Below are 24,120 nucleotides of genomic sequence, written 5' to 3'. Positions count from 1 at the left end.
ATTCGTTGTCCACCCAGGCCGCCGTGGTGACAGTGGTTGTGGCCGTCAGCGACACCGCAGCGACGGCTGCCACCAGCAGCGTGCGCCGCGGCCTCCCGGTGATGTCCTTTAGAGTCCGTTTGAGGAGAGTCTTCATTTTGCTCCCTTCGGGTCCCGGCGGGCGGGGCGACGCACGGCCAGGACTGCTGCCCCCAATAGCAGCAGTCCCAAGCCGGCGAACACTGACTGCAGCACTGCCGCTCCGGTGTTTGCCAGCGGTGCTGACGGCCGCGGATGAGGCGGGACCATGGCGACGTCGTCACTTCCTGCAGCGGTGACCCCAATGCCCAACGTCAACGACGTGTCCGGCGGATCCTGCGAACCGGCAGGCCGGGACAAGACGAACCGAAGGTATGGTGACGTGCCGCCGCGCAGATCCCGCAAGGGAACCTGCACATCCTGCCGGTGTTCAACCAGAGTCACTGGCGCTATGCGTGGTGTGGACCCGCTTGGACAGCGCAGGTTCCCGCCCAGGCCGCTGTTTCCCTGCCACGGGACGTCGCATTCATCTACGGCAACCACGTAGGTGTCCGCGCCGGCAATCCCGCCATCTGCAGTCACCTGCAAGGTCGATTCCCCGCTCGGCTGATCCAATGAGATGCCGATCTGCCAGCTGAAGGACTCCCCGGCATCAAGCACGGGGAGTGCCAGTGGGTATACCGATGAAGAGAGGGACAGGAAGCCTGCCGCGCCCGTCTCCGGAACCGGAATCAACTGTTCGTCGGCCACGGCTGCAACGGGCACAGCACCAACCAGCAAAACTGTCATAACCCCTGCGACTCCTGCCAGGTGCCTGATCCTGGGTCCCGCCATGTCATCTACGACCTTACTGTTGTGGTTTAGCCCCGGGTGAGTCATCAGACGCTGCCTGGCCGGAGGCGCTGCGCCTCGGCCAGTAGGCCCACGTCACCAGGGCCGTCACGGCGAGTGTGGCTGCACCAAGAAATTCCGGACCGCGTGCGGCCATGACCCATGCACCCAGTCCGGGGACTGTCAGCAGTACCTTCTGTGCGGTCGCCACCTCGTAGGGCAAGGGGTCATCCGAAATATTGGCGTCGCCCCGCAGTCTCAGGGACGCGGTGGCGCCCTCGGCGCTGGGCGGGTCGACACCCACCACCCGGTGGGTGACCAAGGCGGTTGCCGCTTCCCGACGGACCGATACGACGTCACCCGGCGCCAGATCCTTGGCGTCGACCTGGACGGTCAGGGACAAGGCACCAACCGGATACTGAGGCTCCATCGACCCCGTCCGGAACACGACAAAGGACGCATTGAAGAAGAAGCCCAAGACCAGGGAAAGGATGCAGGCCAGTCCGAGCAGGGCCACCAGGGTGAGCGCGACTTCCCTGGCTCCCTTGGCCACACCCCGAACGGTCAGCCGGCCCCGGTTTCCGGACGGTTTTTGCACCGTCCGGAAACCGCGCGCAAGCCTAGCGGATGTGCGCTGCACCCGTGGCGGCTAGGACTGGCCCACCGTGCTTGAGAACTTCCAGAGCGGGACCGTTTTCGTGCCCTGCAGCGAAGCCGGGGCGTCCGTGGGAAGGGTCAGGGCAAAGCAGACATCCACCGCAGCGCCGGGAGTGACGTTATCAACCTTGGGTAGGGCGATGTTGGTTGCGGCCCCGGGGACGGAGATGGTGTTCAGATTTGATCCGGCTGGAACGATGTTCGAGGCACCGCTGGCACTGGCCGCGGCAAACCCCGTGGCGTTGCACGAGGACCTGGGCACGCCTTGTTTGGCTTCGTAGCGCAAGGCCGTGTAGAGCTGTGAAGAATTGGTAGCGCTGTCGATTGGAAGTGACTGTGCCGCCTCCGTCAGGCTGGCAACAAGGGCTTCGGATCCGGCGACCGCCCGCAACTGCATCGGAGCGTAAACGGTGCTGCCGGGAACCAGGTTGTCCGCGTTGACGCTAAAGGTCAGCGCTCCACCTGGAGACAACGGCTGGTCACTCCACGCTTCCGAACCGCCCGTGCCGCTCCACGTGTTCTGCTGCATCTGGTAGACCTTGGTGCCCGGTCCGCCACCGTTTTCGCTTTGCCCGAAGACCCATTCATTGTCCGTCCACGCGGCGAGCGTGAAAGCCGCGCCAACCCCCAACACGAGTCCGCCAGCAAGAATTGCCCGGACCTTATTAGCCTTTTCTGAGCGCGTCTTAGCGCTGGTTGCTTCAACCATGATTTCCCCCAAATTAGAATGTAAAACCCCGAACGGTAAGAACCGGGACACGGGCAAGGGGGATCGATCGGTATTTCCCCCAAAAAACCGATGTCCCTAGATCATCATTGATGACAAATTAGAGTCAAGGGGGTGTACTAATTGTTATCCAATGACCATCCTCAATTGGAGTAGCCGCCCGTTGATCTCCTCAGGCAGGGAATCGATGACACAATCCGGAACGATTTGCCCGGCCGCTGGGAACGCCGCCAAGGAAGCTGACGGGATTACGCTGGAATTCCTGAAACTCCTCCAGGACTCCGTGGTTGACACGGTCCGGCGTTCGTCGCCCGGGAACCTCGTCCCCACGTCCTTCCCCGACCGGTTGGACCGCCAGCAGTTGAACGACGCCTACAACGATCCGTCGTCGGGGATCCAGTCCCACCGAAAGCGCGTCGCCCAGCCCAAGATTGCGGTCCCTTGGCCCGCACCGGGCTGGTCTTGGTGGCCTCCGACGTCACCATCCGGTCACCGGAATACGCGCAGCCGGCGTTTCGCTGCCCGGGGCTTGCTAAACTGGGGAAGGCCGGGTTGACCGGCCCACCCCAACACACCGCCGATGTCGAGTTGCGCCCTCACGCGCCCTCCTCCGCAGGCGGAAGCACCGCCAATCCCCGCAGGAGAACCAGCACCACATGACCGCGCTTGCACCAGAATCCCTTCACGAACAGCTCCTGAACCGCCGCTACGAACCCAACGTCGCCGCCGTCAACGAACTGTGCGATTCCCTGCAGGACACCAGGCCGGGCACGGTGGTGCCTTACGTCGACCCCATGCACGACGTTGACGAGTGCCGCATTATCAGCCTGTTCTCCAACATCGGTGAGGCGGACGGCTCTGGCTTCATCACCGCCGGTGACCAGGACGCTGCCACCCGCATGCTCGGCATCCAGTGGAAGCTGGGGCTGCGGCCCGAGTACGTCATGCCGTGGAACGTCCACCCCTGGCACGTTCCGGGCGAACCGAACGGCAAGTTCACCCCGGACCAGATCCAGGCCGGCCTCAAGCCGCTGCTCAAGTTCCTCGCCCTCGTCCCGCGCGCTTCAGTCATCGTGGCGCACGGAACCGAAGCCAACCGGCTGGCCAACGCGCTCCTGAAGACCGAGGTTCCGCTGCTGTGGCGCCGTGGCCTGAAGACCTACAAGGTGCGCTCCCTCAGCGGCCGCGCCTTCGCCGGTTCCCCGGCGCGCCAGGAGGAGTACCTCCAGGACATGCGCGTGGCCTACGCAGACGCCATGGCCCGTACAGGACTGCAGAAGGCCAGCTAACCGGCGGTTGAGCTTGTCGAAATACAGGTTTCGACGAGCCCAGCCACCGGTTGTACGACGGCGGGCGGTCACCTTTCCCAAGAAAGGTGACCGCCCGTCGTCGTCATATGAAGGGGCCTCCGCCTGGGCCCACGCTGCCGAGGGGCCCCACCGAGCTTGCGAGGTTGGGGAGGCAGCGGGGAGGGTTCCCTGGCTGAGCGCAGCGAAGCCAGGGAGGCGGTGGGGACCTAGCCCTCGATGGCCGCCCTGGCCGCGGGGTCGGAGTCGTTGAGGAACTTCTCGATCCGCTCCGGTTCGTCGGCCTCGCCGATGGCTGACGAGGCACGCCCCAGCGCGTAGAGCGCACGCAGGAATCCGCGGTTGGGCTCGTGCTCCCAGGGAATGGGACCGACGCCGCGCCAGCCGTTGCGGCGCAGCGAGTCCAGCCCGCGGTGGTAGCCGACGCGGGCGTAGGCGTAGGAATCGATGGTGCGTCCCTCCGCCCAGGCCTCCTCGGCAAGGATGGCCCACAGCAGCGAGGACGTGGGGTTCTTCGCCACCAGGTCAACAGCCTCCTGGCCGAGGGCCAGGTGCTGGTAGATCTCGGATTCTGCCGGCAGGAGCGTAGGCTCCGGCCCCATCAGGTTCTTGCGGAACTCATCCGACATTTAGAAGGTCTTTCCGGCTGAACCGAGCTGCTTGGTGGCTTCCACCACGCGGGCAGCGAGGCCGGCTTCGGCGGAGGCGCCCCAGACGCGGGGGTCGTAGGTCTTCTTGTTGCCCACTTCGCCGTCCACCTTCAGGACGCCGTCGTAGTTGCGGAACATGTGGTCCGCCACCGGACGCGTGTAGGCGTACTGGGTATCCGTGTCGATGTTCATCTTGATGGTGCCGTAGGAAACGGCGTCGGCGATCTCCTGGTCCGAGGAGCCGGAGCCGCCGTGGAACACGAGGTCGAACGGGCTGTCTTTGCCGATCTTCGCGCCAACCTGTGCCTGGATGTCCTTGAGGATCTCCGGGCGGAGCTTGACGCCACCGGGCTTGTAGACACCGTGCACGTTGCCGAAGGTCAGCGCGGTGATGTAGCGGCCGTTCTCGCCGGCGCCCAGGGCTTCAATGGTGGCCAGGGCGTCCTCGACGGTGGTGTACAGCTTCTCGTTGATCTCGTTCTCAACGCCGTCTTCCTCGCCACCCACGGTGCCGATTTCAACTTCGAGGATCATCTTGGCAGCGGCCGTGCGGGCCAGCAGTTCGCGGGCGATGCGCAGGTTGTCCTGCAGGGTTTCGGCGGAGCCGTCCCACATGTGGGAGTTGAAGATCGGGTTGCGGCCGGCCTTGACCTCGGCCTCGGAGGCTGCCAGCAGCGGCAGGACGAAGCCGTCCAGCTTGTCCTTGGGGCAGTGGTCCGTGTGCAGGGCGATGTTGACGCCATAGTTCTTGGCCACTTCGCGGGCGAAGGCCGCGAAGCCCAGGGAACCGGCCACCATGTCCTTGGTGGAGGCGCCGGACCAGTAAGCCGCACCGCCGGTGGAGACCTGGACGATGCCGTCGGACTCAGCCTCGGCGAAGCCGCGCAGGGCCGCGTTCAGCGTCTGCGAGGACGTGACGTTCACTGCCGGGAAAGCGAATCCGCCCGCCTTCGCACGGTCGATCATTTCGGAGTAGATCTCTGGGGTTGCAATGGGCATGCTGACTCCTCTGCTGAGTTTCGTCTGTGGGTTGGAAGACCCTCAAGTAGACCGCTTACGGCTAGGCACCATCCTAGCGATATCCGCCACACCGCCGAGTTTCTGGTCGGCAGTCGGTAACACTCGCTGACGGGCCAGCGCAGTCAGCCCTAAACGTGCTGGTTGAAGACGTGCCGGCGGACCCATGCGTGCATGGCGATCGCTGCCGCGGAGGCAGCGTTGATGGAACGGGTGGAACCGAACTGTTCGATGGACAGCGTGGCCTGGGCTGCTTCATGGACCTCCGGCGTCAGGCCCGGTCCTTCCTGCCCGAACACGAGCACACAGTCGCGCGGCAGCTCATACGTCTCCAGCGGCACGGAGTCCGGGAAGATGTCGATGCCGATGATCGCCAGCCCCTCCCCCTGCGCCCACTGGACGAAATCCTCCACCGTGGGGTGGTGGCGGACGTGCTGGTAGCGGTCGGTGACCATGGCTCCGCGCCGGTTCCAACGCCGTCGTCCGATGATGTGCACCTCCTTGGCGAGGAAGGCGTTGGCGGTGCGCACCACTGTGCCGATGTTCAGGTCGTGCTGCCAGTTTTCGATGGCCACGTGGAAGTTGTGCCGCCGCGAATCCAGCTCCGCCACGATCGCCTCGTGCTTCCAGTAGCGGTACTTGTCCAGCACGTTGCGCCGGTCACCGTCCGCCAGCAGGTCAGGGTCCCAATGGTCGCCTTCGGGCAGCTCGCCTTCCCAGGGCCCGACGCCGACCTCCGCCCTGGGTGCCCCTGCTTCCGTTGGTTCGGCTTCTTCGGGCGGGTGGTGCGGCGCGTCTGGCGTCCCGGGCGTTTGGTTCACCCCTCAACACTAGACTGGACCTTTGGGCAATCATCACGCCCCTCACCACAGGCGTCGACACTCGGAGGCAGGCATGGCAGAAGCGGACAAGGTCAAGGGCGCGCCGGCGGTATACCGCAGCGGCCAGGACATTGAGTGCTGGCTGACGGACATGGACGGTGTCCTGGTCCACGAAAACCAGGCCGTGCCGGGCGCTGCCGAGCTCATCCAGCGATGGGTGGACACGTCCAAGCGCTTCCTGGTCCTGACCAACAACTCAATCTTCACGCCCCGCGACCTTGCGGCCCGGCTGCGTGCGTCCGGCCTGGAAATCCCTGAAGAGAACATCTGGACGTCGGCACTGGCCACGGCCCAGTTCCTGAAGGACCAGGTGCGGGGTTCGGGATCCGGAAACCGTGCCTACACGATCGGCGAAGCAGGACTGACGACGGCGCTGCATGAGGCCGGCTTCATCCTCACCGACCAGGATCCGGACTTCGTTGTCCTGGGCGAGACGCGCACCTACTCCTTCGAGGCGATCACCACAGCCATCCGCCTTATCCTCGCCGGAGCCCGCTTCATCGCCACCAACCCCGATGCCACCGGTCCGTCCAAGGACGGTCCCATGCCGGCCACCGGTGCCATCGCGGCGCTGATCACCAAAGCCACGGGACGGGAACCCTACATTGTTGGCAAGCCCAACCCGATGATGTTCCGCTCAGCCATGAACCAGATCGACGCCCACTCCGAAACCACCGCCATGATCGGCGACCGGATGGACACGGACATCATCGCCGGCATGGAAGCCGGGCTGCACACGGTCCTGGTGCTGACCGGCATCACGCAGCGGGACGAGATCGCCTCCTACCCCTTCCGGCCCAACCAGGTCCTGAACTCCGTAGCGGACCTGAAGAACCAGCTCTAGAACACCGTTACCCGGGAGCCGCCGGCCGGCAATGGGAAATGCTCGTCCAGCAATCCGTCCAGCAGCGGCCGGTAGATGTGCGGGTTCCATTGCGGGCTGGCGTGCGCGGGTGCGGCCCCGGTGGTCAGGAGTCCGGTGGAGACCATGTTGTCCTTGAACGCCACCGCCCATGCTTCCACCGCTGATTCGTAGCGCACGGTGCGGTCCTTGGGATTACCCAGGTAGGCCATCTTCGCGGTCCCGATCTTCCCTGCGAACCGGGACCCGTCGAAGTGGTAAATGTAGGCCGACTCCGTCTGGATCAGCACGCTTGACGGCGCGATGGGTGAGAGCTGCTCCAGGGTCTGGTCGAGGATCTGGCGCCAGCTGCGCTCGTCCTTGTGGATGACCCGCTCACCGAGCTCATAGCCGCCGCGGAGGGTGGACGGGAACCGGAAGCCGCGCTCGTAAAGGAACACCACGCCGTCGAACCAGCTCTGGTCCAGGACGTCGTGCTTGCTGTACGGGCTGGAGTCCAGCACCACGAACTGGACCTGCACACCGTGGATCTCCAGGAGCCTGGCTGCCACCTGGGTGGCCACCATTCCGCCGAAACTGTGCCCGTAGAAGAACAGTTTTTCGATTTTCTGCTCACGGACGTACTCGATGACGGCGATCACGATGTCGTCGATGTCCAGCCCCTGGTTTGAATACCCGACGGCGGCGAGCCTGGCCCGCTTGTTCAGCGAACCGCGGAGGGAGTTCAGGATCCACTGGGCCTCCTCCCAGCTGGTCTTGTACCCCGGGAACAGGAACCAGCTGGCGTCCGGGTAGTAGGCGTCGGCAAAGTCGTCCGGAACGGGCAGGATCTTGTCCTTCTGGCGCTGCGACTGCACCTCGCGGGTCAGCAGCATGTCTGCGGCAAGGACCCCTGACGCGCCCGTGGCGGTGAAAAAGCTGCGGCGGGAAAAGCGCTTGAGGGCAGCAGCTTGCGACAGCAGCCGGGCTGCGGTTGCCCCGCCCCGGCCCTGCGGATCAACCTTCCCCTCATACGGCACGCCTCTACCGTAGGCACAACTGAAGAGTCCGCCGCAAGGAGCCTTGGATAACCATTCGGTGACTGCCCCGGGCGGGGCAGGATATCAGCTGGCGGCCTGGCCCTCCGCTGCCGGGAACGGCGCCTGCGGCTCCTGTTGGCGGCGGCCAAGCTCGCGGCCGATGTCCTTGTAGCGTCCCAGGAGGTCGGAGCCGGGGAAGGCCCCGGGGTGGTCCAGCAGCGCAAAGAGGGTGTCGCTGGCAGCGAGGAGTTCCTGTTCGGAGTACTCCACCAGAGCCCGCCCGAACAATTCCTCCAGAGCGGCATCCGGCGCTACCTGGTGCCCCTCTCCGAAGGGCCTGCCGTGGTTCGGGAAGCTGGCGTCGTCGTCGACGATATGCAGTTGCTGGAGGTCCTGGACAGGCTCGGCACCGGCCATGGGTGCGCCCGGCAGCCTGTCGTGTGAACCCGTGAGGTGGAGCGAAACACCCGAGCCGTAGATGCCCGGCAGGGTGTTGGCGTCCATCGTGTTCAGGTCACTGCGGAGGCCCGCCAGTGCACTGGATTCCACCAGTGCAGCCTGCGAGAGGTCGACGCGGATGTGGGCACGGATGCCCATGCGCCGGACGCGGCGGATGATGTGGACAAGGTCCGGCCGGGAATCGTGGGTGAGGCTTCCTCGGACGTCGATCCTGACGATGTCAGTGGGGACGTCGAGGTTAACGAGCGCATTAAGAGAGCGGTCCATAGGTACTCCAAAAGAGGTTCTATGGCCGACGGCTCAACCACGGTCAGCGTATCCCCGATGGTGTGCCGGCACAACCCGCGCTCCGGCGCCCCATACCGCTCCTCCCCAATGCCGCCCGGAAGGGCAGCCCGCCTAGGCTGACTGTTCAGGCTTGCGGATGCCCGGCTCCTGGTAAAAGGTACGCGTGCCTGAGCCGCCGACGGAGTCAACCAACGATTTGGCGATGTCGCGCAATTTTGTATTGCTGTTGCTGGACGCCTCGGTGAGGATCCTGATGGCCGCTTCCTGGCTGCACCGGTTCTGCGCCATGACAATACCAATGGCGATGTCGATGATAGTGCGCGATTCCAGGGTTGCCCGGAGGTTGGCTGCGCTGTCCGTATGGAGGGAGAAGCGCACGGCCAGCCGCAGGGCCTGGGAAATCTCCCTCGTGTAGCCGCGGGCCTTCGCTGTGGCCCGCTCGTCGAACTTGTGCGGGACATCCGAGTACAGGTTGAGCGCCGCCTTCGCGTCGCCCTGCAGGTTGAAAGGCAGCGACAACACCGAACGCAGCCCGTAGGAAGCTACAGCGGAGGCGTACTCCGGGCCCCACCGCTCTTCCTCGTGCAGGTCCGGAACGTGGATCTCGCGTTCTTCCTGGGCGGCGGTCAGGCAGGGTCCCTGGGACAGCGAATACTGGATCTCGTCCACTTCGCGGGCGGAGTCGCTGCTCCAGCCGATCGTGGCGGCCTTCCTGTCACGCAGCAGCGTAATGCCGCACAGGGCATCATCGCCCAGCCCGGCGACCTGGTGAGCCGAGAAACGTGCGAGCTCATTGAGGAACTCTTCAAAGTCCGAGCTGTCCAGGATCAGGTCCTGAACCGTCTCGGTGGCGCTCAAAGGCTGTTCGTCGGTGGGCATGGGCACGTTCTCCAAGGGGTACTAAGTGGGGCTAACGAAAATATTAGGTCAGCTGCCGGTCCGGGCCAAGTGCGCTGGCCAGTTCATTCGGTGCCGCCCCTCCCCCGCCCGGCCTCCCGGCCGGGCTGCCGGCCCCGGTCCAGCATTTGCTGCCCGGGGCTGGCGGATGGGTGTTAGTCGAGGCCCAGTTCGTCCTTGCCGAATGCGAAGAGGTAGGGCACACCGGTTTCGGCTTCGATCTTCTCCTTGGCGCCGGTATCGCGGTCCACGATCACTGCCACGGCCGCAACGTTGCCACCGGCCTTGCGGACGCCCTCGACGGCCGTCAGCGCGGATCCGCCGGTGGTGGACGTATCCTCGAGGACCAGCACGTTCCGGCCCTCAACCGAGGGGCCCTCCACCTGGCGCCCCATGCCGTAGGACTTCTGGGCCTTGCGGACCACGAACGCGTCCACGGTGCGGCCGGCGTCCACCGCAGCGTGCATGACGGCGGTGCCCACGGGGTCGGCCCCCATGGTCAGGCCACCTGCGCACTCAAAGCTGATGCCGGCGTCGTCCGCCATCTTCAGCATGACCTGGCCCACCAGCTTGGACGCCTCGTGGTGCAGGGTGATGCGGCGAAGGTCGATGTAGTAATCCGCCTCCGCGCCACTGGAGAGGATGACCTTGCCGCGGACCACGGCAAGTTCCTTGATGAGTTCGAGCAGTCGGGCGCGGGCGGCTGCAGAGTCCACTGCAGTCTCACTGGGGGAAGTCATGGTTTCAAGTTTAGTGGGGCCGGGCCGGTGCGGTTGCTTGAGCAGTGTTGCCGCCGCTGGCTAGTGTGGACCACATGCGCGAACTCCAGGCCACCATCATTGAAGAAATGGGCGTGCAGCCCCGGATCGATCCCGCAGGGGAGGTGCGCAAGCGCGTCACATTCCTCAAGGAGTACCTCAAGGCCACCGGCACCAAGGGCTTTGTCCTGGGGATCTCCGGAGGGCTCGATTCCTCGCTGGCCGGAAAGCTGGCCCAGCAGGCAGTCGAGGAGCTCGAAGCGGAAGGCGTGGAAGCCAATTTCGTGGCCGTCCGCTTGCCTTACGGTGTGCAGCATGACGAGGAAGATGCGCAGGCGGCCCTGGACTTCATCAAGGCCAAAACCGAGTGGACCTTCAACATTTCCGCGGCCGTGGACGGCTTCGAGGATGAGTTCGAAAAGACTGCCGGCTCGGAGATCTCCGACTTCCACAAGGGCAACACCAAGGCCCGCACCCGGATGATCGCCCAGTACGCGCTGGCCGGTGAGTTCAATTACCTGGTGATCGGCACAGACCACGGCGCGGAATCCGTTACCGGGTTCTTCACCAAGTTTGGCGACGGCGGCGCGGACATCCTGCCGCTCTTCGGTTTGAACAAGCGGCAGAACCGGGCCCTGTTGGCCGAGCTCGGCGCCCCGGCACGCATCTGGGAGAAAGTCCCCACCGCCGACCTTCTGGACGACCGGCCAGGCCGCACGGATGAGGACGAGCTGGGAATCAGCTACGACAAGATCGATGACTACCTCGAAGGCCGGGAGGTTCCGGAGTCCGTCGCCGAATCCATCGAGCAGAAGTACCTGCGCACCCGCCACAAGCGCACAGTCCCCGTCACCGTTTTTGACACGTGGTGGAAGGACGAAGGGCGCTAAAGTTCCCGCCGGGCGGCTGCCCGGCTCCCACCGCTGATATTCCCCTGCTTTGGGGGATCACGACGGCGCGTCGCCCCACCAAGGCGGCGCGCCGCCGTCGTACGTGGGCAAAGCCGGGGAGGCTCAGCGGGGCAAGGCACCTTCTCCCCCGCCCAACTGCTGCGTGATCCGGTGGGCCTCCGCCAGGAGGAGGCCGCCAAGCTCTTCCTGCCGTTCGGGCTTGAAACGCGGCTCGATGCCTGTCAGGGACAGCGCCCAGGCCGGCTTGCCGGACCTGTCGAACACGGCGGCGCCCATCCCCCAGCTGCCTTCAAGGACGAGCCCGGGGTTCACTGAGTAGCCGGCCAGCCTGGTGCGCTCAAGGTTCTCCCGGACGATGCCGGCGGTGTGCCCGGCCGCGAAGGTTCCCGCGTGGGCCTCCCAGTCCTGAAGGATCCCTTCCCGTTCCCCGTCGGGAAGGAAGGCCATGATGGCTGTTCCCGCGGACGCCACCCCCAAGGGGAACCGCACGCCCTCGCGCAGCACGAAGGAACGTACCGGGAAACTGCCTTCCTCCCGCAGCAGGCAGACCGTTTCCGTGCCGCGGCGGATGGAGAAGAAGGCACTCTCGCCCGTGGCCTCGGCCAGCCGCCGCAGGCTGGGCCGGGCAATGTCCTCCATGGGGAAACGGGCGGAGGCCACCGACCCCAGCAGCAGCATCTCGGGGCCCAGCACCCAGTTGCCGTTGGCGGGATCGTGGTCCAGTAGGCCCTCGGCGGCCATGGAGGACAAAAGCCTGTGAACGGTAGGCCGGGTGAGGCCCGATTCGCGGACAATTCCAGCCAGCGGCATGCCCCCGGCGCTGCGGCCAACCAGCCGCAGCAGGCCTGCGAGGCGGCTGACCACCTGGGCGCCCTGCACGGGAGAATTGCTCATTGATTGGGTCCAATCGTCCATATTGTGGATACTCTTTTGCTCTGGGTCCATAGTATAGAACAGCGCTACAAAAGCATGGAATGTAGTCTTGACGGGCCTGAGACGGGGACCGTAGTCTCCCTATGCAGAAGCCAAGTCCACAAAGTGGACTGACAATCTCGATGAGGAGACACACCCATGAGCAAAATCCAGGACTCCGCTGCCGCCGCCCTGGAAGGGGTGCTGCAGGACGGCATGACCCTCGCCGTTGGCGGCTTCGGGCTCAGCGGTATTCCGGCAGACCTGATCGAAGCCGTCCGTGACTCCGGCGTGCAGAACCTCACTGTGGTCTCCAACAACATGGGCGTGGACGGTAAGGGCCTCGGCATCCTCATCGAAGCGGGCCAGGTCCGCAAAGTGATCGCCTCCTACGTGGGGGAAAACAAACTCTTCGCCGAGCAGTACCTTGCCGGAAAGCTGGAGGTTGAATTCACGCCCCAGGGCACCCTGGCGGAGCGGCTCCGGGCGGGTGGGGCGGGCATCCCGGCGTTCTACACGAAGACCGGCGTGGGCACGTTGGTAGCGGAAGGAAAGCCGCTGGAAGTATTCGACGGCGAAACGTACGTCCGCGAGCGCGCCATCATTGCAGACGTCGCACTTGTCCACGCCTGTACCGCCGATACGGACGGCAACCTCGCCTACCGCTACACAGCCCGGAATTTCAATCCCGTGGTGGCCACGGCCGGCAAGCTGACCATCGCCGAGGCCGAGGTGATCCTGCAGCCCGGGGAAGTGGACCCCAACCACGTGGTCACCCCGGGCGTCTTCGTCCAGCGTTTGGTGCAGGCAACCAACCGGGTAAAGGACATTGAGCAGCGGACTGTGCGGCCACGCACCGGTCTTGTGTCAGCCTGACCGGCGCCGGCACCCGCAACAACCGCCAGCAACTCAATGGAGAGCACACAACAATGAACACCGCGCAGATTCAAGACGGGGACGTCCGCCAGAAGGGCTTGGCCCGGATGGCGGAAAGCCTCGCCGGATGGACGCAGAAGTGGTTCCCGGACGCCTACATCTTTGCCCTCGCCGGCGTTGTCCTGGTAGCCATTGCCGCACTGGCCATTGGGGCTTCCCCCAAGGCGGTGGTGGACTCCTTCGGCAACGGATTCTGGGACCTCACCGCCTTCACCCTGCAGATGGCCATGGTGGTGCTCACCGGCTATGTGGTGGCCACGTCGCCCCCGGTTGCCCGGCTCATCAACCGCCTGGCCGTCATTCCGGGATCCGCCCGAACGGCGGTGAGCTTCGTGGCCGTCATGTCGATGTCCGTCTCGTTCATCAACTGGGGCCTTAGCCTGATCTTCGGTGGCCTCCTGGCCCGGGCCATCGCCCGGCGTCCGGACCTCACGGTCGACTACCGCGCCCTCGGTGCGGCTGCCTTCATGGGGCTCGGGGCAGTGTGGGCCCTGGGGCTGTCCTCCTCAGCCGCGCAGCTGCAGGCAACAAAGGAATCGATTCCGCCGGCGCTGCTGCAGATCACCGGGGTCCTGGACTTCGGCACCACCATCTTCACGTGGCAGTCGCTGCTGACGCTGGTGATCCTCATGCTCCTCACCACCGTGATCGCGCACTTCTCGGCCCCCACGGGAAAAGCCATCCGCACGGCCGAGGATATGGGCGTGGACCTGGACGACGAGCCCGAGGCTCCCGCCGAGAAGTCGCGCCCGGGTGAATGGCTTGAGTACAGCCGGATCCTCCCCATCATCGCCGGTGTCCTGACACTGGGCTGGCTGGTCTCCCAGCTGCTTACGCTGCCCATCCTCTCGGTGGTCAGCTCGCTGAACGGCTACCTGCTGGTGTTCCTGATGCTGGGCCTGGTGCTGCACGGCACTCCCCGGAAGTTCCTGCAGGCGGTCACCAAGGCCGTGCCCGCCACCGCCGGAATCCTGGTCCAGTTCCCGCTCTACGCAGCCATGGCGGCCATCCTAACGAAGGCCGCCGGGGCTGACGGGCTCACCGTCTCCGAGCACCTGGCCCACTTCTTCACTAGCATCGGCAGCAACGGCGCATTTGCGGTTGTCATCGCCCTCTACACGGCCTTCCTGGGCATGTTCGTCCCCTCGGGCGGAGGCAAGTGGCTGGTGGAGGCGCCCTACGTGATGCAGTCCGCCACGGACGTCAACATGAACCTGGGCTGGACAGTCCAGATTTACAACATGGCCGAGGCCCTGCCCAACCTCATCAACCCCTTCTTCATGCTGCCGCTGCTGGCCGTGCTGGGACTGCGCGCCCGGGACCTGGTGGGCTTCACCTTCCAGCAGTTCCTGTTCCACCTTCCGGTGGTCCTGCTGCTGGCCTGGCTGCTGGGAATGACCTTCGAGTTCGTTCCGCCGGTCATTCCCAAATGACTGAAACAAGCGGCAACCCCAAACAACCGATATGACACTGAGAATCGAGGAAACCATGGCCTGGACCAGGGATGAAATGGCTGCGATCGCGGCAGAAGAACTGAACGACGGCGACTACGTCAACCTGGGGATCGGCATCCCCACGCTGGTGGCCAACAACCTGCCCGACGGCGTTCGGGTGGTCCTGCAGAGCGAGAACGGACTCCTCGGCATGGGGCCGTTCCCCTACGAGGGAGAGGAGGACGCGGACCTCATCAACGCCGGCAAGCAGACCGTCACGGTGCTTCCCGGCGGCAGCATCTTCGACTCCGCCACGTCCTTTGGCATGATCCGCGGCGGCCACGTGAAGGTGGCAATCCTGGGCGCCATGCAGGTCTCCCGCAACGGCGACCTGGCCAACTGGACCATTCCCGGCAAGATGGTCAAGGGCATGGGCGGGGCCATGGACCTGGTGGCCGGCACGCCCCGGGTGGTGGTCCTCACCGAACACAACGCCAAGGACGGCACAGCGAAGATCGTCCGCGAATGCACCCTCCCCCTGACCGGCCTCAGCTGTGTGGACCGGATCATCAGCGACCTCGCCGTCTTCGACCTGGTCAAAGATGGGGAAGGAACGGGCGACGGCAGGCGGCAGCTTATGCTGACGCGGCTGGCACCGGGGGTCACGGTGGAGGACATCCGGGAGAAAACAGAAGCGGATTTCGACGTCCGCCTCGAGAACGAGGAAGTGGCGGCATGAGCCTGAAGGAACAGTTCGGCAAGGATGTCCTGATCACCGGGTGGGGGCACAGCAAGTTCGGCAAACTCGCCGACGACACGCTGGAATCACTGATCGTGCAGGTGGCCACCGAGGCCATCGCCAGCGCGGGAGTGGAGCCCGGGCAGATCGATGAAATCTACGTGGGCCAGTTCAACTCCGGCATGATGCCGCTGGCCTTCCCGTCGTCGCTGGCTTTGCAGGTCTCCCCGGATCTGGTCAATGTCCCGTCCACGCGCGTGGAAAACGCCTGCGCCTCGGGTTCGGCAGCGTTCCAGCAGGGCACCAAGTCGCTGCTGGCCGGAACCGCCAAAACCGTCCTGGTGATCGGCGCCGAAAAGATGACCCACGCCGGGGCCGACGTGGTGGGCGCAGGCCTGCTGGGGGCCGATTACGACATGGCCGGCAAGCCATCCACCACCGGCTTTACCGGGCTGTTCGCCGAAGTGGCCAAGCACTACGCCAAACGTTACGACGCCGCCGGGAAACTTGGGGACGTGCTGGGCAGCATCGCCGCCAAGAACCACCGCAACGGCGTGGACAACCCCTACGCCCAACTGCGGAAGGACCTCGGCGAAGAGTTCTGCCGGACCGTGACGGACAAGAACCCGATGGTGGCCGATCCCCTGCGCCGCACCGACTGCTCCCCCGTCTCGGACGGTGCGGCCGCCGTCGTGCTCTCCACCTCCCCCACGGCAGGCGCCAACCCTGCCGTGAGGCTTGCAGGCTTCGGCCAGGCCAACGACTTCTTCCCGGCCGAGCGCCGGGACCCCACGGCCTTCGAAGCCACCAGGGTCTCGTGGCAGCGCGCCCTGGCCATGGCCGGCGTCGGGATCGAAGACCTGGACCTCGCTGAAGTCCACGACTGCTTCACCATCGCCGAACTGCTCATGTATGAGGCCATGGGACTGACCGAACCCGGCCAGGGCGCCCGCGCGCTCGAGGAAGGGTGGGTATTCAAGGACGGGAAGCTGCCGGTCAACGTCTCCGGCGGCCTCAAGTCCAAGGGCCACCCCGTGGGTGCCACCGGAGTGTCGCAGCACGTACTGGCGGCCATGCAGCTCACCGGAACCGCCGGCGACATGCAGCTCGCGGCACCCCGCCGGGCAGCCGTCCAGAACATGGGCGGCGTGGGCATCGCCAACTACGTCAGCATCCTCGAGGCCGTCTGAGCCGGCAGCACCGCTGAATCTCCCGGCTTTCACGCCCGGCGGCGGCGCGTCGCACCAAAAGTGCGGCGCGCCGCCGTCGTCCGCGGGCAAAGGTGGGGAATCCCGGCGCCACAGTCGCCAACAGGCTGGCTGCAGCGCCGGAGCCGGCGGCTAGCCGTGGCTCCGGATCAGGCCAGCGATCTCAGCAAAACCGAGCCGTTCGGCGTTCTGCAGCGCCGTCCGGCCTTCGGGATCGCGGATGCCCGGGTCCCCGCCGGCCTCCAGCAGCAGCCGCACCACTTCCTGCTGCCGGGGACCGCCGTTGTTCAGGAGGATGGCTTCCTGCATGGCGGTCCAGCCCAGGTTGTTCACATGGTTGACGGGAACACCGGCAGCAAGCAGGATCTTCACCGTTTCCACATGCCCGTGCTCGCTCGCCGGAATCAGGGCAGTCCCGCCGTAGCGGTTGATGCTGGAAACGTCAGCGCCGGCGTCCATGGTCAGCTGCAGCACCTCGTTGAATCCTTCGGCACCGGCGTAAAGGAAGGCCGAGTCCTGGATGGAGTCCTTGGCGTTGACGTTACCGCCCCGGCCCACCAGTTCACGGACCAGCGCCGCGTTGTTGGCCTTGGCGGCGGCAATGAGTTCCTGGTCCAGCGTCCCCTGGGCTTCGGCGGAGAGCGACGGCGGGGATGACACCGGTTCCGGGGCAGTAGGGCCGGTTCCGGCGCTGGCGGTTCCGCTGGGGACCACCGCACCAGGCGTGGCGGGAGAGGGAACGTCCGACGCCGGTCCGCCGGATGGTGCCGGAGCGGGACTTTGGCACGCCGTCAGGATGAGGGCCAGGGCGCCGGCGGCCAGCAACCCCTGGGCACCGAAGACACTGCGCCTCATACGGGCAGCCTACTTTCCGGCAGGGGTGCCCGCGATGGCCCCAGCTCCGGCGGTGGCGCATGCCTCGTCCAGGGCGCCGTCGGGTGCGCCGCCAACCCCGATGCCGGCCACCGACACACCGTTGACCTTGAGCGGGACGCCGCCTGCCAAAAACAGGGTGCCGGGAAGGTCTGCAATGGACGGACCGTTGCCGTTGATCCGCTTGGCCAGCTCGCTGGTGGGCGTACCGAATGCGGCGGCTGTGTAGGCCTTCTGCTTCGCGGCCTCGATGGTGTGCTCCGCTGCGTTGTCTCCGCGGAGCAGTGCCTGCACGGTGCCGAACCTATCCACCACGGCAACGGTGACGAACGGGAGCTTGTCCGCCTGGCACTTGGCAAGCGCGGCGTTCACGGCAGCGGCGGAGGCCCCCACGGAGATGCGGTTCTGCTGGACGACGTTTTCCGGGGCGGGCTGGACGTCCACGGCGGGAACGGCGGCCGGCGCAGGAGTTGTTCCTGCGTTGGCGGCCGCGGTGACCCCGGCGGTAAGGACCAGCGCACTGGCTGCGGCGGCGGCAAGGGCTGTGCGGGACTGCTTCATGGTGGCTCCTTGGGATAGGCAGGGGATTGCTGCGAACACCTCAATCCTTCCGGCCACCGCCTTGCCTGCCATCGGGCCTTTGCATGGTCCCTGCTGCGACCAAAGGGCAGCCATATCAGCCAAATGGATGAGAGACCCGTACCGGCCGCTGGCAATAGCATGGAAAGGCAGCGTTCCCACCACCAGACCGGAAACTCCATGACAGCCCCACGCCCAGACCAGTCCTCGAGGCCTGCCGGGCTGCCACGCCTGGGCAGCATCGACACCGCGGTCCATGCGGGATTCGCCGTCCTCCTGGTGGCGTCAACTGTCCGGTACGTCATGCGCCACCCGCCCGCGGACAATGTACTGGTCCTGTGCCTTGCCGCGGCAGCCTCCCTGCTCTACGCGGGAGTTGCGGTGCTTGCCCGGCGCGGGCTGCCCGGACTGGCGTGGATGTCCGCCCTGGTGGCCGTCTGGGCGGCGCTGGTCATCGCTGCACCCAGCTTTGCCTGGTGCTCGTTCGCCCTGTTCTTCCTCTGCCGTGCCGCGATCAGCGGCGTTGCTTCCTACGTTGCCGCCGGGATCATCGCCGTCTCCACCGCAGCCGGGCTGTTCAGGCTCAGCGGGGGCACGGACCTGGCTATGCTGCTTGGCCCCCTGGCCGTGGGTGCGATGCTCACCCTCATCCACGACCGGATCCGCAGCGATGCGGAGGAGCAGCGGCGGCTGCACGCCGAGGTTTCCACCGCGCAGGGGCAACTGGCGGCCAGCGAACGGCGAGCGGGCACCATTGCCGAACGGGAGCGGGTTTCCCGCGAGATCCACGACACCGTAACCCAGGGCCTGGCCAGCAGCCTGCTGTTGCTTGAGGCCGCCGGGCGCACCTGGCCCGCACCTGCCGCCCACGCCGACCTGCGGCAGGCCACTTCCCTGCTGCGGGACAACCTGGCCGAAACCCGAAGCCTGGTCCATGACCTTGCCTCCCCCGGACTCGAAGGCTCACCGCTGCCGGAGGCCCTGCTGACGGCCGCCCGCCGCTACCTTCCCGAGGCCCGGCTCCTGGTCACCGGCGAACCACGGCCGGTGGCGGCAGACGTACGGCACACCTTGCTTCGTGTGGTCCAAAGTGCAGCGTCCAACGTGCGGCTCCATGCCTCCGCAACCACCGCCACCCTGACCCTAGGGTTCCTTCCGGACGCCGTCACCCTGGACGTGTACGACGACGGCGCCGGCTTTGATCCGGCGGCGGCAGCCCCGCCGTCGGACGCCGGAGGGTACGGCCTGCGGGCCATGCGGCAGCGCGTGGAACAGCTTGGCGGGACGTTCTCGGTGGAAAGCGCCCCGGGCGAGGGCACCGTCGTGGCGGCGCAGCTCCCCGCCGGCCCGCCGGTGGCCCCAGCGGAAGGACGCCAGGCATGAGTACCATCACCGTGCTCCTGGTGGATGACCATCTGGTGGTGCGCAGCGGGCTGCGCGCCCTGCTGGGTACCCAGCCGGATATCGATGTGGTGGCCGAAGCGGCGTCCGGCGAACAGGCCCTTGAGCTGGTGCGGGAGCTGTCGCCAGGCGTCGTGGTCATGGACCTCGCCATGGGCGACGGCATGGACGGCATTGAAGCCATCCGGCGGATCCGGGGGCTCAACAGCGGGCAGGCCATCCTGGTGTTCACGACCTACGATTCGGACGCGGACATTGTGCGGGCCGTGGACGCCGGCGCCATGGGTTACCTGCTGAAGGACGCCGCGCCGGAAGAGATTTTTGCAGCTGTCCGCGGCGCGGTGCAGGGCAGGAGCGTGATGAGCCCGCCGGTGGCTTCGCGGCTCTTCCAGCAACTCCGCAACCCGGAGGAGGTCCTCACTCCTCGCGAGGCGGAGCTTTTGAGCCTGCTCACCCAAGGGCTCAGCAACCGCGAACTCGGCCAGCGTCTTTTCATCTCGGAAGCCACTGTCAAAACCCATCTGGCGCACATCTATTCGAAGCTCGGAGTGGAAACGCGGGCCGCTGCGATCGCCACCGCTATCCGCCGTGAGGGCATGCGCTGACCCGGGTTTGTGGCGTTTACCCTTGCAACGGGGCGATTCGCCCCGTACGTTGGGACTGCGGGGGACGTTCTTCGCACACCCCGGGCTGAAATCCGGGGAGAGAATCAGAGTCACATGAAGGAATGCAGCCATGGCAACAGGCACAGTTAAATGGTTCAACGCCGAAAAGGGTTTTGGCTTCATTGCCCCCGATGACGGGTCCGCTGACGTTTTCGCCCACTACTCGGCAATCGCCAGCAGCGGTTACCGCTCACTGGACGAGAACCAGAAGGTCGAATTCGATGTGACCCAGGGCCCCAAGGGTCCGCAGGCAGAGAACATCCGCCCGCTCTAAGTCTTACGGCCGGCCCGGTTTCCCGGATCAGCCCCGGCAGCGGCCCCGCCAACCTCGTGTTGGTGGGGCCGCTGTTTTAGTTATGCCTGCCGCCCGCCCATAGTGTCCGTCCCTTTTGGGATAATCGATCCATGACCGGCAAGGAAGACGACAGGGATCCCTGGGAAGAGTTCGATAGCCTGGGTCCCGGAATGCCGGACCGCGTCCCCGGCCAGCCCGGCGGCGAACCCCACGGTTTCGGTTTCCGCACCGGTGTGCGCAGCGCCCGTGTCGCCGTCGGCTTCGCTGTCTACGCCCTCGCTTTGGGCACCATCCTGGTCCTGACCGGCTGCGTCTTCTTCGTTGCGCGCCAGCAGTGGCTGCTGGCAGCACTCATGGTCCTGATCGAGGCCGTCTTTGTCTTCTCCTTCACCCGGCTGGTGGCCCAGGCGCGCCACCGCCGCACCCGCTGACCGCCCGCGCAACCCTTTTGGTTACCGTTCACGTACCCTCTTGACCTTGACGCTGCGTCAACCTCTACGCTCGAAGCATGGAAGCAACCGGGGAGGACCGGGCCGGCGACTGGCCCATCCAGGACGTAGCCAGGATGGCGGGAACCACCAGCCGTACCCTCCGCCATTACGACGACATCGGCCTGCTGAAGCCCACCAGGGTGGGCAGCAACGGCTACCGCTACTACAACGGCGGAGCCCTCCTGCAGCTGCAGCGGATCCTGCTCCTCCGGGAGCTGGGCCTGGGCCTGCCGGCCATCGCCGAGGTCTTCCGGCACCAGGCGGACCCCGTCCGGGCACTGACCCGCCACCTTGAGTGGCTGGACCAGGAACAGGAACGCCTGGCCCGGCAGGTCCGGTCCGTCCGCCAAACCATCGAAACAATGCAACAAGGAGGAAATCTCGTGGCAGAGAAGATGTTTGATGGCTTCGACCACACGCAGTACAAGGACGAAGTGGAAGAACGGTGGGGTAAGGACGCCTACGCGAAAAGTGACGCGTGGTGGCGCGGAATGGACGCGGCCGAAAAACGGGAGTGGAAGTCCCGCTCGGAAGGACTGGGCCGGGACTGGCAGGCAGCAGCAGGCTCCGGGGTGGCTCCCGGCAGTGACGAAGCCCAGGACCTGGCCGCCAGGCACGTGGCCTGGCTCCGATCAATTCCGGGCACGCCCGCGGCAGAGGCCGGCGGGGACATCAAAGGCTACGTCGCCGGCCTGGCGGACATGTACGTGGCAGATCCACGGTTCGCTGCCAACTACGGGGGCGAGGCCGGAGCCACCTTTGTCCGGGACGCGCTGCGGACCTACGCGGATAGGAACCTGTAGCGGAGCCGCCCGGGCCCTAGGTGAACGCCTGGATTCCCGTAACGGCCCTTCCCACCAAAAGCGAGTTGATCTCGTAGGTGCCCTCGTACGTGTACAGGATCTCGGCGTCCGCGAACAGCTTGGCCATCGTGTGGTCGCTGGTGATTCCGTTGCCGCCCAGCAGCGAGCGCCCCATCGCCACCGAGGCCCTGGCAAGCCTGGTGGTGGTGGCCTTGGCCATGGCCGCCTGCACCATCTCCAGCAGCCCGTCCTCCTGCAGCCGGGCCAGCTGCACCATCAGGGCCAGTGAAGCCGCAGCGTTACCCAGAATGTCCGCGAGCTGCTGCTGGACCAGCTGGAACCCCGCCAGTTCCCTGCCGAACTGGCGGCGGTCCAGCGTGTAGCTGCGGGCCACATCGAAGGCAGCGAACTGGATGCCGGCGGCCTGCCAGCCCACCCAGGCCCGCGAGTCGCGGAGCAATGCGTTGGCCGAGGCGAAGCTTGACGCCCCGGGCAGGAGGTTGGCCTCCGGCAGGCGCACGTCTTCCAGCCTGATGTCGGCATTCTGCATGATCCGCAGGCCGATCTTGTGTTCAATCCTGGCGGCGGAGTAGCCGGGCCGGTCCGTTTCAACGAGGAAGCATTTGAGGTGCCCGTCAGCCGTGTCCCGGGCCCAGACCAGGGCGACGTCCGCGATTGTCCCGTTACCGATCCAGCGCTTGGTGCCATTGAGTACCCACTCGCCGCCGTCCCGCCGGGCAGTTGTTTCGAGACCGCGGGAAATGTCCGAGCCATGCGCAGGTTCGGTAAGGGCGAAGGCTCCCAGCTGCGCAAAAGTCCTCAGCCCGGGGAGCCACCTGCGCTTCTGCTCGTCGGAACCCAACTCATGGATGGTGCCGACGATGAGTTCGTTGTGGATCCCGGCCAAGGCGGAAAGCGAGACGTCGGCCCTGGCCAGTTCCACGTACATGAGGCCTTTGAACAGGGCGGAGCTGCCGTCCAGCTGCAACTCACCCAGCCCGCGGGCGCCCATCCCGGCCACAACATCGCGCGGGAACTCTTCCCGGTTCCAGTAGCCGATGGAGGCCGGCCTGACGGTGGACTGCAGGTAGTTCCGAATGTCCGCGTACCTGGCCTGCTCCAAGGGCGGAAGGAGCCGCACGATGTGCAGGAGATCCGCATCCGGATAGGGGATCCCTGCCGGGCCGCCATGGGAGGGTCCGGGCATAACGCCTCCCTTCCAAACGGTTGGATGTCCTAGTATATTCACAGGTTTTCCGGAAAGGGGCTGGCTATGGGCACACCGTTATCCCGGGATCCGATTGCCGAGGCCCGGCGGAACTGGGAGGACCACGGCTGGCCCGATGTCGCTGCACCTATGGCGGCCATCACGGCGATTATGCGGACCCAGCAGATCCTCCTTGCCAGGATCGAAGCGGCCCTCAAGCCGTTTGGCCTGACCTTCGCCCGGTATGAGCTGCTGGCGCTTTTGAGTTTCGCCCGGAAGGGTGCCTTGCCGATGAACAAGGCGAGCGCCCTGCTTCAGGTGCATCCGACGTCGGTCACGAATGCCGTGGACCGGTTGGAGCGCGCTGGCCTGGTGGCCCGCTCACCGCACCCCACCGACGGCCGCACCACACTGGTGGGCCTCACCCCGGAGGGCCGTACCGTGGCTCAGCGTTCGACGGCGGCCCTCAACAGCCAGGTCTTCAGCGAGCCGGGATTTCCGCCCGAGGACGTTGACGCACTGATCCGGATCCTGGGCGACTTCCGCAGGGGGTCGGGTGACTTCGAGGACAGTCCCTGAAAGCTGTCAGCGATCTGCCTTCGCCCGCTTCACCCGACGGACCACCAGCCAGGCCAGGGCGACGGCGAGTGCGGCGTAAACGGCGTAGTTCAGGTACTTCGAGTAGCCCTCAATCAGGTGGTACTGCGTTCCCAGCAGGTACCCGAACCCGATCAGGGCTCCGTTCCACAGTGCGCTCCCGGCCAGGGTAAAGACGGAAAAGGTGAGGAGCGGCATCGCCGCCGCCCCGGCAGGAAGCGAGATCAGGCTGCGGACGCCGGGCAGGAGCCGGCCAAAGAAGATCGAGGACCTGCCATGACGGGTGAACCAGCCCGCCGCCTTTTCGAAGTCCTCACGGTCCACCAGCGGCAGCTTCGACAGGCCGCGGATGGACCGCTCCAGCCCCAGCTTGGCACCGAGCCAGTACAGGAGGAGGGCTCCGAGGTAGGCGCCCAGCGTACTGGTGACGAAGATGAGCCCCAGGTTCAGGGAGCCCTGTTTGGCGAGGTAGCCGGCCAGCGGCAGGATGACCTCGCTGGGTATGGGCGGGACCACGGTCTCGGCGAGGGTGAACGCGCCCACGCCCCATTCGCCGAGGTTTTCGATCACTTGGGCCGCTGCACCCACCAGCCCGCCCAGGCCTTCCGCTGCGCCCGCTCCATCTGCCGCTGTTGCCCACATAGGCCGTTCCCCCGATTTCCCCTGCGTTCCGCGACCATATCCCTGAAAGTCCTGTTT

27 protein-coding genes and 1 pseudogene are annotated in these 24,120 nt (G+C 65.8%); 13 read left to right on the top strand and 15 right to left on the bottom strand.

The genetic code is table 11. From position 1 onward, the window contains the following. Nucleotides 1-132: 132 nt before the first annotated feature. The 3 genes from ACHL_RS03315 to ACHL_RS03305 form a co-directional block, all read right to left on the bottom strand. Complete coding sequence (locus ACHL_RS03315; RefSeq protein WP_015935886.1) at nt 133-807, bottom strand: hypothetical protein; 675 nt, start codon at nt 805-807, stop codon at nt 133-135. Between the two features lie 58 nt (nt 808-865). Further along, entirely contained in the window at nt 866-1,402 is a 537-nt protein-coding gene (locus ACHL_RS03310) for a signal peptidase I (RefSeq protein WP_015935885.1), read from the bottom strand. A gap of 96 nt (nt 1,403-1,498) precedes the next feature. After that, nucleotides 1,499-2,215: a SipW-dependent-type signal peptide-containing protein gene (locus ACHL_RS03305; RefSeq protein ID WP_015935884.1), complete on the bottom strand. Its 717-nt coding sequence runs from the start codon at nt 2,213-2,215 to the stop codon at nt 1,499-1,501. A 674-nt stretch (nt 2,216-2,889) separates the two neighbouring features. Between ACHL_RS03305 and ACHL_RS03300 the strand changes: the two genes are divergently transcribed. After that, on the top strand, nt 2,890-3,522 hold the full coding sequence (locus ACHL_RS03300) for a uracil-DNA glycosylase family protein (RefSeq protein ID WP_015935883.1): 633 nt from the start codon (nt 2,890-2,892) through the stop codon (nt 3,520-3,522). A gap of 227 nt (nt 3,523-3,749) precedes the next feature. On the opposite strand, the gene ACHL_RS03295 is transcribed toward ACHL_RS03300, so the two are convergent. From ACHL_RS03295 to ACHL_RS03285, 3 genes and pseudogenes are all read right to left on the bottom strand, one after another. Continuing rightward, nucleotides 3,750-4,169 (bottom strand): DUF3151 domain-containing protein, encoded by a 420-nt coding sequence (locus tag ACHL_RS03295; protein WP_015935882.1) that lies wholly within the window; start codon nt 4,167-4,169, stop codon nt 3,750-3,752. Further along, nucleotides 4,170-5,192, bottom strand: a pseudogene (fbaA, locus tag ACHL_RS03290) (class II fructose-bisphosphate aldolase); the annotation flags it as partial. Nucleotides 5,193-5,338: 146 nt separating this feature from the next. Then, a complete protein-coding gene (locus ACHL_RS03285; protein ID WP_015935880.1) occupies nt 5,339-6,028 on the bottom strand; it encodes a TrmH family RNA methyltransferase in 690 nt (229 codons plus the stop codon). A 73-nt stretch (nt 6,029-6,101) separates the two neighbouring features. On the opposite strand from ACHL_RS03285, the gene ACHL_RS03280 reads away from it, so the two are divergent. Continuing rightward, on the top strand, nt 6,102-6,932 hold the full coding sequence (locus ACHL_RS03280) for an HAD-IIA family hydrolase (RefSeq protein ID WP_015935879.1): 831 nt from the start codon (nt 6,102-6,104) through the stop codon (nt 6,930-6,932). On the opposite strand, the gene ACHL_RS03275 is transcribed toward ACHL_RS03280, so the two are convergent. The 4 genes from ACHL_RS03275 to pyrE form a co-directional block, all read right to left on the bottom strand. Next, entirely contained in the window at nt 6,929-7,969 is a 1,041-nt protein-coding gene (locus ACHL_RS03275; protein WP_015935878.1) for an alpha/beta fold hydrolase, read from the bottom strand. The two genes, ACHL_RS03280 and ACHL_RS03275, sit on opposite strands and share 4 nt — an antisense overlap. Before the next feature lie 84 nt (nt 7,970-8,053). After that, nucleotides 8,054-8,695 carry a hypothetical protein gene (locus ACHL_RS03270; protein ID WP_015935877.1) on the bottom strand — a complete coding sequence of 214 codons (642 nt, stop codon included), beginning with the start codon at nt 8,693-8,695 and terminating at the stop codon, nt 8,054-8,056. A gap of 132 nt (nt 8,696-8,827) precedes the next feature. Then, complete coding sequence (locus ACHL_RS03265) at nt 8,828-9,595, bottom strand: GAF and ANTAR domain-containing protein (RefSeq protein ID WP_015935876.1); 768 nt, start codon at nt 9,593-9,595, stop codon at nt 8,828-8,830. Nucleotides 9,596-9,768: 173 nt separating this feature from the next. Next, complete coding sequence (gene pyrE, locus ACHL_RS03260) at nt 9,769-10,353, bottom strand: orotate phosphoribosyltransferase (protein ID WP_015935875.1); 585 nt, start codon at nt 10,351-10,353, stop codon at nt 9,769-9,771. Between the two features lie 74 nt (nt 10,354-10,427). Between pyrE and nadE the strand changes: the two genes are divergently transcribed. Then, on the top strand, nt 10,428-11,261 hold the full coding sequence (gene nadE, locus ACHL_RS03255; RefSeq protein WP_015935874.1) for an ammonia-dependent NAD(+) synthetase: 834 nt from the start codon (nt 10,428-10,430) through the stop codon (nt 11,259-11,261). Between the two features lie 123 nt (nt 11,262-11,384). Here the strand turns inward: nadE and ACHL_RS03250 are convergent, their stop codons facing one another. Continuing rightward, on the bottom strand, nt 11,385-12,176 hold the full coding sequence (locus ACHL_RS03250) for an IclR family transcriptional regulator (protein WP_015935873.1): 792 nt from the start codon (nt 12,174-12,176) through the stop codon (nt 11,385-11,387). 177 nt (nt 12,177-12,353) lie between these two features. On the opposite strand from ACHL_RS03250, the gene ACHL_RS03245 reads away from it, so the two are divergent. Genes ACHL_RS03245 through ACHL_RS03230 form a run of 4 tightly spaced genes read left to right on the top strand, consistent with a single transcriptional unit; the run spans nt 12,354 to nt 16,492 of the window. Beyond that, the gene (locus tag ACHL_RS03245; RefSeq protein WP_015935872.1) at nt 12,354-13,070 is read left to right on the top strand and encodes a CoA transferase subunit A; all 717 of its coding nucleotides are present in this window, start codon (nt 12,354-12,356) and stop codon (nt 13,068-13,070) included. Nucleotides 13,071-13,123: 53 nt separating this feature from the next. Continuing rightward, complete coding sequence (locus ACHL_RS03240; RefSeq protein WP_015935871.1) at nt 13,124-14,563, top strand: short-chain fatty acid transporter; 1,440 nt, start codon at nt 13,124-13,126, stop codon at nt 14,561-14,563. Nucleotides 14,564-14,618: 55 nt separating this feature from the next. Continuing rightward, nucleotides 14,619-15,302, top strand: coding sequence for a CoA transferase subunit B (locus tag ACHL_RS03235; RefSeq protein WP_015935870.1), 684 nt, complete (start codon nt 14,619-14,621; stop codon nt 15,300-15,302). Beyond that, nucleotides 15,299-16,492: an acetyl-CoA acetyltransferase gene (locus tag ACHL_RS03230; protein WP_015935869.1), complete on the top strand. Its 1,194-nt coding sequence runs from the start codon at nt 15,299-15,301 to the stop codon at nt 16,490-16,492. The genes ACHL_RS03235 and ACHL_RS03230 overlap by 4 nt, the downstream gene beginning before the upstream one ends. Nucleotides 16,493-16,642: 150 nt before the next feature. Here ACHL_RS03230 and ACHL_RS03225 read toward each other — a convergent pair whose 3' ends face one another. Both ACHL_RS03225 and ACHL_RS03220 read right to left on the bottom strand, forming a co-directional pair. Next, entirely contained in the window at nt 16,643-17,365 is a 723-nt protein-coding gene (locus ACHL_RS03225) for an ankyrin repeat domain-containing protein (RefSeq protein WP_015935868.1), read from the bottom strand. Nucleotides 17,366-17,374: 9 nt separating this feature from the next. Then, nucleotides 17,375-17,944: a GlcG/HbpS family heme-binding protein gene (locus tag ACHL_RS03220; RefSeq protein ID WP_015935867.1), complete on the bottom strand. Its 570-nt coding sequence runs from the start codon at nt 17,942-17,944 to the stop codon at nt 17,375-17,377. A gap of 198 nt (nt 17,945-18,142) precedes the next feature. Here ACHL_RS03220 and ACHL_RS03215 point away from each other — a divergent pair, with 198 nt between their 5' ends. The 5 genes from ACHL_RS03215 (at nt 18,143) to ACHL_RS03195 (ending at nt 21,617) form a co-directional block, all read left to right on the top strand. Further along, nucleotides 18,143-19,345, top strand: a complete 1,203-nt coding sequence (locus ACHL_RS03215) for a sensor histidine kinase (protein WP_015935866.1) — start codon at nt 18,143-18,145, stop codon at nt 19,343-19,345. Further along, on the top strand, nt 19,342-19,968 hold the full coding sequence (locus ACHL_RS03210) for a response regulator (RefSeq protein ID WP_015935865.1): 627 nt from the start codon (nt 19,342-19,344) through the stop codon (nt 19,966-19,968). The genes ACHL_RS03215 and ACHL_RS03210 overlap by 4 nt, the downstream gene beginning before the upstream one ends. Nucleotides 19,969-20,098: 130 nt before the next feature. Continuing rightward, on the top strand, nt 20,099-20,302 hold the full coding sequence (locus tag ACHL_RS03205; RefSeq protein WP_013599688.1) for a cold-shock protein: 204 nt from the start codon (nt 20,099-20,101) through the stop codon (nt 20,300-20,302). A gap of 131 nt (nt 20,303-20,433) precedes the next feature. Then, nucleotides 20,434-20,754 (top strand): hypothetical protein, encoded by a 321-nt coding sequence (locus ACHL_RS03200; RefSeq protein WP_015935864.1) that lies wholly within the window; start codon nt 20,434-20,436, stop codon nt 20,752-20,754. Nucleotides 20,755-20,831: 77 nt separating this feature from the next. Beyond that, a complete protein-coding gene (locus ACHL_RS03195; RefSeq protein ID WP_015935863.1) occupies nt 20,832-21,617 on the top strand; it encodes a MerR family transcriptional regulator in 786 nt (261 codons plus the stop codon). Nucleotides 21,618-21,633: 16 nt separating this feature from the next. Here ACHL_RS03195 and ACHL_RS03190 read toward each other — a convergent pair whose 3' ends face one another. Beyond that, nucleotides 21,634-22,824: an acyl-CoA dehydrogenase family protein gene (locus ACHL_RS03190; protein WP_015935862.1), complete on the bottom strand. Its 1,191-nt coding sequence runs from the start codon at nt 22,822-22,824 to the stop codon at nt 21,634-21,636. A 66-nt stretch (nt 22,825-22,890) separates the two neighbouring features. On the opposite strand from ACHL_RS03190, the gene ACHL_RS03185 reads away from it, so the two are divergent. Continuing rightward, nucleotides 22,891-23,403: a MarR family winged helix-turn-helix transcriptional regulator gene (locus ACHL_RS03185; protein WP_015935861.1), complete on the top strand. Its 513-nt coding sequence runs from the start codon at nt 22,891-22,893 to the stop codon at nt 23,401-23,403. 6 nt (nt 23,404-23,409) lie between these two features. Here ACHL_RS03185 and ACHL_RS03180 read toward each other — a convergent pair whose 3' ends face one another. Beyond that, nucleotides 23,410-24,063 carry a DedA family protein gene (locus tag ACHL_RS03180; RefSeq protein WP_015935860.1) on the bottom strand — a complete coding sequence of 218 codons (654 nt, stop codon included), beginning with the start codon at nt 24,061-24,063 and terminating at the stop codon, nt 23,410-23,412. Between the last annotated feature and the right edge of the window lie 57 nt (nt 24,064-24,120).

The organism is Pseudarthrobacter chlorophenolicus A6 (genome assembly GCF_000022025.1).
In the GTDB taxonomy this organism is placed as follows: domain Bacteria; phylum Actinomycetota; class Actinomycetes; order Actinomycetales; family Micrococcaceae; genus Arthrobacter; species Arthrobacter chlorophenolicus.
This window is presented reverse-complemented; position numbering and strand designations above follow the sequence as displayed.

Bases quoted from the DNA above. Each gene is read 5' to 3' on its own strand.
- ACHL_RS03240 (WP_015935871.1), top strand. From the start codon at position 13,124: ATGAACACCGCGCAGATTCAAGACGGGGACGTCCGCCAGAAGGGCTTG.
- ACHL_RS03300 (WP_015935883.1), top strand. From the start codon at position 2,890: ATGACCGCGCTTGCACCAGAATCCCTTCACGAACAGCTCCTGAACCGC.
- ACHL_RS03295 (WP_015935882.1), bottom strand. From the start codon at position 4,169: ATGTCGGATGAGTTCCGCAAGAACCTGATGGGGCCGGAGCCTACGCTC.
- ACHL_RS03235 (WP_015935870.1), top strand. From the start codon at position 14,619: ATGGCCTGGACCAGGGATGAAATGGCTGCGATCGCGGCAGAAGAACTG.
- ACHL_RS03205 (WP_013599688.1), top strand. From the start codon at position 20,099: ATGGCAACAGGCACAGTTAAATGGTTCAACGCCGAAAAGGGTTTTGGC.
- ACHL_RS03210 (WP_015935865.1), top strand. From the start codon at position 19,342: ATGAGTACCATCACCGTGCTCCTGGTGGATGACCATCTGGTGGTGCGC.
- ACHL_RS03185 (WP_015935861.1), top strand. From the start codon at position 22,891: ATGGGCACACCGTTATCCCGGGATCCGATTGCCGAGGCCCGGCGGAAC.
- ACHL_RS03280 (WP_015935879.1), top strand. From the start codon at position 6,102: ATGGCAGAAGCGGACAAGGTCAAGGGCGCGCCGGCGGTATACCGCAGC.
- ACHL_RS03305 (WP_015935884.1), bottom strand. From the start codon at position 2,215: ATGGTTGAAGCAACCAGCGCTAAGACGCGCTCAGAAAAGGCTAATAAG.
- ACHL_RS03195 (WP_015935863.1), top strand. From the start codon at position 20,832: ATGGAAGCAACCGGGGAGGACCGGGCCGGCGACTGGCCCATCCAGGAC.
- ACHL_RS03315 (WP_015935886.1), bottom strand. From the start codon at position 807: ATGACAGTTTTGCTGGTTGGTGCTGTGCCCGTTGCAGCCGTGGCCGAC.
- ACHL_RS03265 (WP_015935876.1), bottom strand. From the start codon at position 9,595: ATGCCCACCGACGAACAGCCTTTGAGCGCCACCGAGACGGTTCAGGAC.
- ACHL_RS03250 (WP_015935873.1), bottom strand. From the start codon at position 12,176: ATGAGCAATTCTCCCGTGCAGGGCGCCCAGGTGGTCAGCCGCCTCGCA.
- ACHL_RS03200 (WP_015935864.1), top strand. From the start codon at position 20,434: ATGACCGGCAAGGAAGACGACAGGGATCCCTGGGAAGAGTTCGATAGC.
- ACHL_RS03220 (WP_015935867.1), bottom strand. From the start codon at position 17,944: ATGAAGCAGTCCCGCACAGCCCTTGCCGCCGCCGCAGCCAGTGCGCTG.
- ACHL_RS03230 (WP_015935869.1), top strand. From the start codon at position 15,299: ATGAGCCTGAAGGAACAGTTCGGCAAGGATGTCCTGATCACCGGGTGG.
- ACHL_RS03245 (WP_015935872.1), top strand. From the start codon at position 12,354: ATGAGCAAAATCCAGGACTCCGCTGCCGCCGCCCTGGAAGGGGTGCTG.
- pyrE (WP_015935875.1), bottom strand. From the start codon at position 10,353: ATGACTTCCCCCAGTGAGACTGCAGTGGACTCTGCAGCCGCCCGCGCC.
- ACHL_RS03190 (WP_015935862.1), bottom strand. From the start codon at position 22,824: ATGCCCGGACCCTCCCATGGCGGCCCGGCAGGGATCCCCTATCCGGAT.
- ACHL_RS03180 (WP_015935860.1), bottom strand. From the start codon at position 24,063: ATGTGGGCAACAGCGGCAGATGGAGCGGGCGCAGCGGAAGGCCTGGGC.
- nadE (WP_015935874.1), top strand. From the start codon at position 10,428: ATGCGCGAACTCCAGGCCACCATCATTGAAGAAATGGGCGTGCAGCCC.
- ACHL_RS03270 (WP_015935877.1), bottom strand. From the start codon at position 8,695: ATGGACCGCTCTCTTAATGCGCTCGTTAACCTCGACGTCCCCACTGAC.
- ACHL_RS03225 (WP_015935868.1), bottom strand. From the start codon at position 17,365: ATGAGGCGCAGTGTCTTCGGTGCCCAGGGGTTGCTGGCCGCCGGCGCC.
- ACHL_RS03215 (WP_015935866.1), top strand. From the start codon at position 18,143: ATGACAGCCCCACGCCCAGACCAGTCCTCGAGGCCTGCCGGGCTGCCA.